Source organism: Collinsella sp. OM08-14AT (assembly GCF_003438115.1).
Classification (GTDB): domain Bacteria; phylum Actinomycetota; class Coriobacteriia; order Coriobacteriales; family Coriobacteriaceae; genus Collinsella.
The window spans coordinates 4,230-11,372 of record NZ_QSTE01000028.1 but is presented as its reverse complement, the minus strand read 5'-3'; the positions used below and the strand labels follow the sequence as shown (position 1 = coordinate 11,372).

General features: G+C 60.9%; 6 protein-coding genes. 5 read left to right on the top strand and 1 reads right to left on the bottom strand.

Annotated features, from left to right (window positions below; genetic code table 11):
• From DXC18_RS10495 to DXC18_RS10140, 3 genes are all read left to right on the top strand, one after another.
• The coding region (locus tag DXC18_RS10495; protein ID WP_158552090.1) for a hypothetical protein at positions 1-187 on the top strand (187 nt) is incomplete at its 5' end.
• Positions 187-1,911: an ABC transporter ATP-binding protein gene (locus tag DXC18_RS10145; protein WP_117717064.1), complete on the top strand. Its 1,725-nt coding sequence runs from the start codon at positions 187-189 to the stop codon at positions 1,909-1,911. The genes DXC18_RS10495 and DXC18_RS10145, both read left to right, overlap by 1 nt.
• A gap of 1 nt (position 1,912) precedes the next feature.
• The gene (locus tag DXC18_RS10140) at positions 1,913-3,916 is read left to right on the top strand and encodes an ABC transporter ATP-binding protein (RefSeq protein ID WP_199412261.1); all 2,004 of its coding nucleotides are present in this window, start codon (positions 1,913-1,915) and stop codon (positions 3,914-3,916) included.
• Between the two features lie 111 nt (positions 3,917-4,027).
• On the opposite strand, the gene cysE is transcribed toward DXC18_RS10140, so the two are convergent.
• On the bottom strand, positions 4,028-4,732 hold the full coding sequence (gene cysE / locus DXC18_RS10135) for a serine O-acetyltransferase (RefSeq protein ID WP_117717063.1): 705 nt from the start codon (positions 4,730-4,732) through the stop codon (positions 4,028-4,030).
• Positions 4,733-4,956: 224 nt separating this feature from the next.
• On the opposite strand from cysE, the gene DXC18_RS10130 reads away from it, so the two are divergent.
• A complete protein-coding gene (locus DXC18_RS10130) occupies positions 4,957-5,604 on the top strand; it encodes a DedA family protein (protein WP_117717062.1) in 648 nt (215 codons plus the stop codon).
• A 288-nt stretch (positions 5,605-5,892) separates the two neighbouring features.
• Entirely contained in the window at positions 5,893-6,945 is a 1,053-nt protein-coding gene (locus DXC18_RS10125) for a branched-chain amino acid aminotransferase (protein ID WP_117717061.1), read from the top strand.
• The last annotated feature ends 198 nt before the right edge of the window (positions 6,946-7,143 follow it).

Genomic DNA, 7,143 nt, shown 5'->3' with positions numbered 1-7,143 from the left:
GACGGAGAGCCTGTTATATACCAGCGGAGCAATCGAGGCGCTCGAGCCGTGGGAACAGCGCGAGATCATGCGCTTGGTCGGTAAGTTCTCCCATGTTCTTAACGAAGAGTGCGAGGCATTTAAACGGCAAGTGGCCGCCGAGAACGAGGCTGACGACAAAGGCGAAGGGGAGACATGCGACTCTTAATGAGATTTATGAGGCCGTATCGCGGGCTGATTGCGGTGACGCTGTTTGTACTGCTGATAGATAACGTCGGCACGCTGCTGGTGCCTACAATGTTGGCGAATATGGTCAATACTGGTATCACGACAGGCGATATCGACTACATTTTGCGCAACGGCTTCTACATGCTCATCGCGACCGGCATGGCCAGCGGTGGTGCGGTGCTGGGCTGTTATCTTTCGGCCCGTCTGGCGGCCAATGTGGCCTGCGACATTCGCAACGCCGTCTACGATAAGTCGCTCGAGCTGTCCGCCAGCGACTTTGAGCGCTTTGGTACGGGTTCGATGATCACGCGCTCGCTCAACGACATCAACGTGATCCAGCAAGCGATCCTGCAGACGATTCAGCTGGTGTTACCGGTACCGTTCTTGGCCGTGGCGGGCATCATCTTTGCCTGGTTTATCGATCCTGCCATGGGTACGCTGCTGGGCGTGGTCGTTGCGATCCTGCTGGTGGCGGCGGTCTTTACCGTTGCCAACGCCGCGCCGATCTTTATGCGCCTGCAGAGCTTTATCGACCGCATGAACGTGGTGCTGCGCGAGAACATCGTGGGCGTGCGCGTCATCCGCGCATTTAACAAGGAGCGCCACGAGGAGCAGCGCCTGGACGAGGTGTTTAACGATTACGCGGCCAATGCCATCAAGGTCAACCACCTGTTTGTGGGTCTCGACAGCTCCAGCTTCTTTTTGATGAATATCGCCGAGGTGGCGGTGCTGTGGGTGGGCGGCAACCGCGTGGGCGTCCATGCCATGCAAATCGGCAGCATCTCGGCCGTGTTGGAGTACGCGATCCTGATCCTGTTCTTTGTGATGATGGCGCAGGTGGTGGTGCTGACGCTTCCGCGCGCCGCGGCGTGCCTCAACCGTGCGCAGCAGGTGCTCGAAATCGAGCCGAGCATCGTGGACGGCAAGGCTGCGCTGGGCGACGGGGCGCCCGAGTCCGCAGATGGAGCCGACGCGGTGGCCGTGTTCGACCACATGTCGTTCCGTTTTGACGATGCCGACGAGGACACCCTGTGCAACCTGAGTTTTGCCTGCCGCCGTGGACAGACGACCGCGATCGTGGGCTCGACGGGCTCGGGCAAGTCAACGGTGGCCAAGCTCTTGCTTCGCTTCCACGATGCCACGAAGGGCACCATTCGCCTGAACGGCATCGATCTGCGCGACCTTTCGCAAGACGACATCCGCGGGCGTATCGCCTATGTTCCGCAGAAGGCATGGCTGTTCTCGGGTACGGTGGCGAGCAACCTGCGCTTTGGTAACGAGGGTGCGACCGAGGCTGACATGCTCCATGCGCTGGAGGTTGCCCAGAGCACCTTTGTGCTCGACCAGCCCCAGGGGCTCGATACGCCGGTGGCCCAGGGCGGCACAAACTTCTCGGGTGGTCAGCGCCAGCGCCTGGCGATTGCCCGCGCACTCATGAAACATGCCGATCTGTATATCTTCGACGACAGTTTTTCGGCTCTGGACTTTAAGACCGATGCGGCACTGCGCCATGCGCTGCAGGGCGAGACGTGCGATGCCGCGGTGCTCATCATCGCCCAGCGCATCTCGACTATTTTGCATGCTGATCAGATTGTGGTGCTCAAAGACGGTGAAGTCGTGGGCCTAGGCACGCACGACGAGCTCATGGAAACCTGCGAGGTGTACCGCGCTATCGCGGAATCGCAGATGAAGGGAGGTGAGTAGCATGACCGAGGAGCTCAAGAAGTGGAGCATCGCCGATGACGCCGCGGCTGCAGAGACAGTCGAGGAGACGGGCGCCACGCCCGACCTGGACGATAACGCCAAGGCAGCGGCGGAGCGCGAGGCTCGCCGCCAGGCACTCTACGAGGAAAACGAGCGCGCCGAGGACGAGCGCGCCCGCGCCGAGGCGGAGCGCATGCGCGACGTTGACGACGAGGACGAGGACGAGACGCCCCGCGACACCTGGGCGACGGTGCGCCGCCTGTGGAGCGAGGCCGCCGGCGACCATTGGCGCTTCTATATCGTGTTCGCGAGTATCGTGTTCTATGCCATCTTTAACACCGCGGCGCCGGCTTACAGCGCCCGCGTGATCGATGAGCTGTGGGGGCACATGAAGCTGGCGTTTGCCAACAACGCTACCTTCAGCATTACCTGGGAGAACTGCGGCAGGACCATCTTTATCTACTTTATGATCTGGACCGCCGCTGCCTCGTTCTACGCACTCCAGAGCTTTTTGATGTCGAGCGTTGCCGAGCGCCTCAACCTGCGCCTGCGCAACCGCATCGCACAAAAGCTCAACCGTCTGCCGCTTGCCTACTTTGACGCGCATCGTCCCGGCGAGGTCGTCAGCCGTGCGACCAACGACTTGGACAAGATGTCCGAGAGCATGCAACGCGGCCTGCTGCAGCTTCTGGTGTCGATCGGTACCGTGGTGGGCGCCGTGAGCGTGATGTTCGTGTTTAGCGTGCCGCTCACGCTCGTCTTTTTGTTCTTTACGGCGTTTTCGCTGCTGGTGACGAAGGTCGTGTCGCGCCGCACGCATGATGTGACGGGCGAGCGCCAGGAGTGGGTGTCCAAGATTACGAGCGCGGTCGAGGAGGGCTACTCGGGCCGTCTGGTGATCCGTGCGTTTAACCGCGAGCGCAAGAGCTCTGCCGAGGTGCACGAGGCTTCGAAGGAGCTGGCGCGCGTGAGCACCAAGGCCGACTTTATGATTAACGCCGTCGGCCCCGCGGTGCGCTTTATCGGCCGTTTGGCGCAGATCGTGATCGCGCTGGTGGGCTGCAGCATGCTGGTTGCCGGGCATATGACCGTCGGCGTGTTCCAGGCGTTCTTCCAGTTTATCAACGAGGCGTCCGAGCCCATGACGGAGCTGTCGTTTACCTTTAACTCGCTGCAGAGCGCACTGGCGAGCGCAGAGCGTGTGTTCGACCTGCTCGACGAGCCCGAGATGGAGGCCGATCCGTTGCCGGTGGCCGCCGCCAAGCTGCCGGGCAAAGTGGAAGGCCGTGTCGCTTTTGAGCATGTGCGCTTTGGCTATTCGCCCGACAAGCCGCTTATGCGAGACGTGTCGTTTACCGCCGAGCCGGGTCAGAAGATCGCCGTGGTGGGAACCACGGGCGCGGGTAAGACCACGCTCATCAACCTGCTCATGCGCTTTTACGAGATCGACGGCGGCCGCATTACCCTCGACGGCGTGGACACGAGCCGCATGGACCGCGGCGAGCTGCGCCAGCAGTTTGGCATGGTGTTGCAGGACGCTTGGCTATTTGATGGCACCATTGCCGAGAACATCGCCTACGGCTGTCCCGAGGCGACGCGCGAGGAGATTGTCGCGGCCGCACGTGCCGCACGGGTCGACTTCTTTGTGCGCACTATGCCGCAGGGCTACGACACGCGTGTGGCTAACGATGCCGAGAGCATCAGCCAGGGCCAACGTCAGCTGCTGACCATCGCGCGCGTGCTGCTCAACAACCCGGCGATCCTCATCCTGGACGAGGCGACGTCGAGCGTGGACACACGCACCGAGCTCGCCATCGGCCGTGCTATGGATGCGCTCATGCGCGGGCGCACGAGCTTTGTGATCGCGCACCGTCTGTCGACGATCGTCGATGCCGACCTCATCCTGGTCATGGATCACGGCAACATTATCGAGCAAGGCACGCATAAGGAACTGCTGGCTGCCGAGGGCGCCTACGCCGACCTCTATCTGAGTCAGTTCGCATAACGCGACAAAGGGGCAGTCCCGCATGTCACATCGAAAAGAAGGCGCGCCGGGGGCGGATTCCCTGGCGCGCCTTTTGTGCTGGCGTTAATGCTGTGGCGGTTGCCCGCGGCCCTAGCGCTCGTCCACGAGCTTGGCGACGAGGGCCTTGAGCTCGGCCACCTCTCGCTCGAGTTCCTTGACGCGGCGGGCATTCTCGGTGATGCCCTGGCGGTTGAGGGCGCTCTGCTCGGCGGCGTCATCGGGCATGTACTCGCGATGCTGCTTGGCATCGAAGCTTTCTTCGAACACGCGGCAGCCGTTGCGCTTGATGATGCGGCCTGGCACGCCCACGACGGTGCAGTTATCGGGCACGTCTTTGACGACAACCGAGTTGCCGCCGATCTTGACGTTGTTGCCGATGCGAATGTTGCCGAGCACCTTGGCGCCTGTGCCCACGGTGACGTTGTTGCCCAGGGTGGGGTGGCGCTTGCCGGTCTCGTTGCCGGTGCCGCCAAGTGTGACGCCCTGATAGAGCACGCAGTTGTCGCCCACAATGGCGGTTTCGCCGATGACAACGCCCATGGCGTGGTCGATAAAGAAATGCTTGCCGATCTGTGCGGCAGGATGAATCTCGACGCCAGTGATATGGCGGGTGATTTGCGAGAGCACGCGGGCGAGCGAGCGATGTCCATGTTCCCACAACCAGTGCTCGGGCACGTGGTTCCACTTGGCGTGCAGGCCGGGGTAAGAAAGGAAGATGACTAGGCCGTTTTGCGCGGCGGGGTCCTGTGCCTGGACGGTCTTGATGTCCTCGCGAATGGTATTGATAAAGCTCACCGGCCGCCCTCCCTTAGCGCCGCGACAATGCAATTCAATAAAGTATAGCGATTTGCTAGGGATTAGGAAGAGCAATCTTGCTCGGCTTTGCGCGACGGGTGTCAATTATGCAAACTTGCTGGTAATGAAGTCACGCTTTTGTAAGGTCGTGTGCGTTGCCGCGTCACAACCGTATACTGGTCAACTTGGACGTGTCCGCGCCCACAACTGAGAGGTTTTACTTCATGGGTTTCATCAATTTTATCGCCGAGCTGCTTAAGGATCCGCGCACCGCGATCGCCAGCTGGATCGCCGCCGGCCCGCTTATGGCCTATGGCTGCGTGTTTCTGATCATCTTTATCGAGACGGGCGTGGTGTTCTTCCCGTTCCTTCCCGGCGATTCGCTGCTGTTCGCCTCGGGCTTCTTTGCCCACAACGGCGGCTTTAGCATCGTGGCTCTGCTGGCCGTCGCATGGACGGCTGCCATCTTGGGCGATCAGTGCAACTTTATGATCGGTCATTTCTTTGGCCAAAAGATCATCGCCTCGGGCAAGGTGAAGGCCATGACGCCCGAGCGCATCAAAAAGTCCGAGGACTTCCTGGACAAATGGGGCCACCTGGCCATCTTCCTGGGTCGCTTCTTCCCGTTTATCCGCACCTTTGTGCCCTTCATCGCCGGCATGGGCGGCATGCATTGGCGCAACTTTGTCATCTTTAACGTGTTGGGCGGCATTACCTGGTCGACGGTCTTCACTCTGCTTGGCTACTTCTTTGGCGGCATCCCCTTTGTGCAGGAGCACTTTGAGCTGCTGATTATCGGCATCGTCGCCGTGTCGATCATCCCGACCGTGGTCGGTCTGGTTAAGGCTAAGCTGGGCAAAAAGAACGCGTAGCTCGAGCCAGCGCGCAAACCGTGCCGTTGAGGCCCGTCACCCTTTACGGTGGCGGGCCTTTCTGCTTCGGTCAAATGAAAATACTTTACTTAGTTAAAGAAAAGCGTTTTATCAGACGCGTACGGGGAGTACAATCTCGTGCATGCGAATCGACGTGCCATCGGCTTTGATGCCGTTCGCGTGTCCCGTCCGGCTCTACGCTCCGGGCGTGCGACGTTGCGACGCGGTCGGCTTCGGTCTTTGCGTGCGGGTTCGCGAGTATGCAACTGTGTATGTAAGGAGCGACATATGACTGTCGAGAAGAAGGATATCGATTGGGGTAGCCTCGGCTTTGGCTACATGAAAACCGATTACAGCTACGAGGCTCATTGGAAGGATGGCGAGTGGGACGAGGGCGGCCTGACCACCGACCACACCCTGCATGTCTCCGAGTGCGGTGGCATCTTCCATTACTGCCAGGAGGTCTTTGAGGGCCTGAAGGCCTACACCGCCGAGGATGGCAGCATCGTCTGCTTCCGTCCCGACATGAACGCCGAGCGTATGTACAACTCTGCGCAGCGCCTCGAGATGCCCCCGTTCCCCAAGGACAAGTTCGTTGAGGCCATCAAGCAGGTCGTTTCTGCCAACGCCGCCTGGGTTCCGCCCTTCGGTTCCGGCGCGACCCTGTACGTGCGTCCGTTTATGATCGGCTCCGGTGACGTGATCGGCGTGGCTCCCGCTCCTGAGTACACGTTCCGCATCCTCGTGACCCCGGTCGGTCCGTACTTTAAGGGTGGTCTCAAGCCCGTCAAGCTGCGCGTTTCCGAGTACGACCGCGCCGCACCGCACGGCACCGGCAACATCAAGGCTGGCCTCAACTACGCCATGTCCCTCAAGCCCACGATGGAGGCCCATCGCGAGGGCTATGCCGAGAACCTGTATCTCGACTCCGAGTCCCGCACCTATGTCGAGGAGACCGGTGGCGCTAACGTCCTGTTCGTGAAGGAGGACGGCACGCTCGTCGTTCCGCAGTCGCACACTGACTCCATCCTGCCCTCCATCACCCGTCGCTCGCTCGTTCAGGTTGCTCAGGACCTGGGCATAACCGTCGACCAGCGCCCCGTCGAGTGGGCCGAGGTCAAGGCCGGCACCTTTGTGGAGTGCGGCCTGTGCGGCACCGCCGCCGTCATCTCCCCGGTGGGCGAGATCGACAATAAGGTTTACGGTGCCGATGAGACCGTGACCTTCCCGGCTGGCTACACCGAGATCGGTCCTGTGATGAAGAAGCTCCGCGAGACCCTGACCGGCATCCAATCTGGTGCTGTCGAGGATAAGCACGACTGGGTTTACACCGTCGCGTAAGCTGCCATAGCTGTTCGGCCCGAGGGCAACCTTCCTTTCCGGCGCGTCCTCGGACATGAAAGAACCTCCGCTGCGCACTTCGTGCGGCGGAGGTTCTTTCGTCCTGCGGAGTGCGCCGGAAAGGAAGGTTGCCCTCGGGCCTGCGTTACCTCGGCGCTGCCGTTACGGGCAATATAGATCTGAATTAAAGATGGCGCG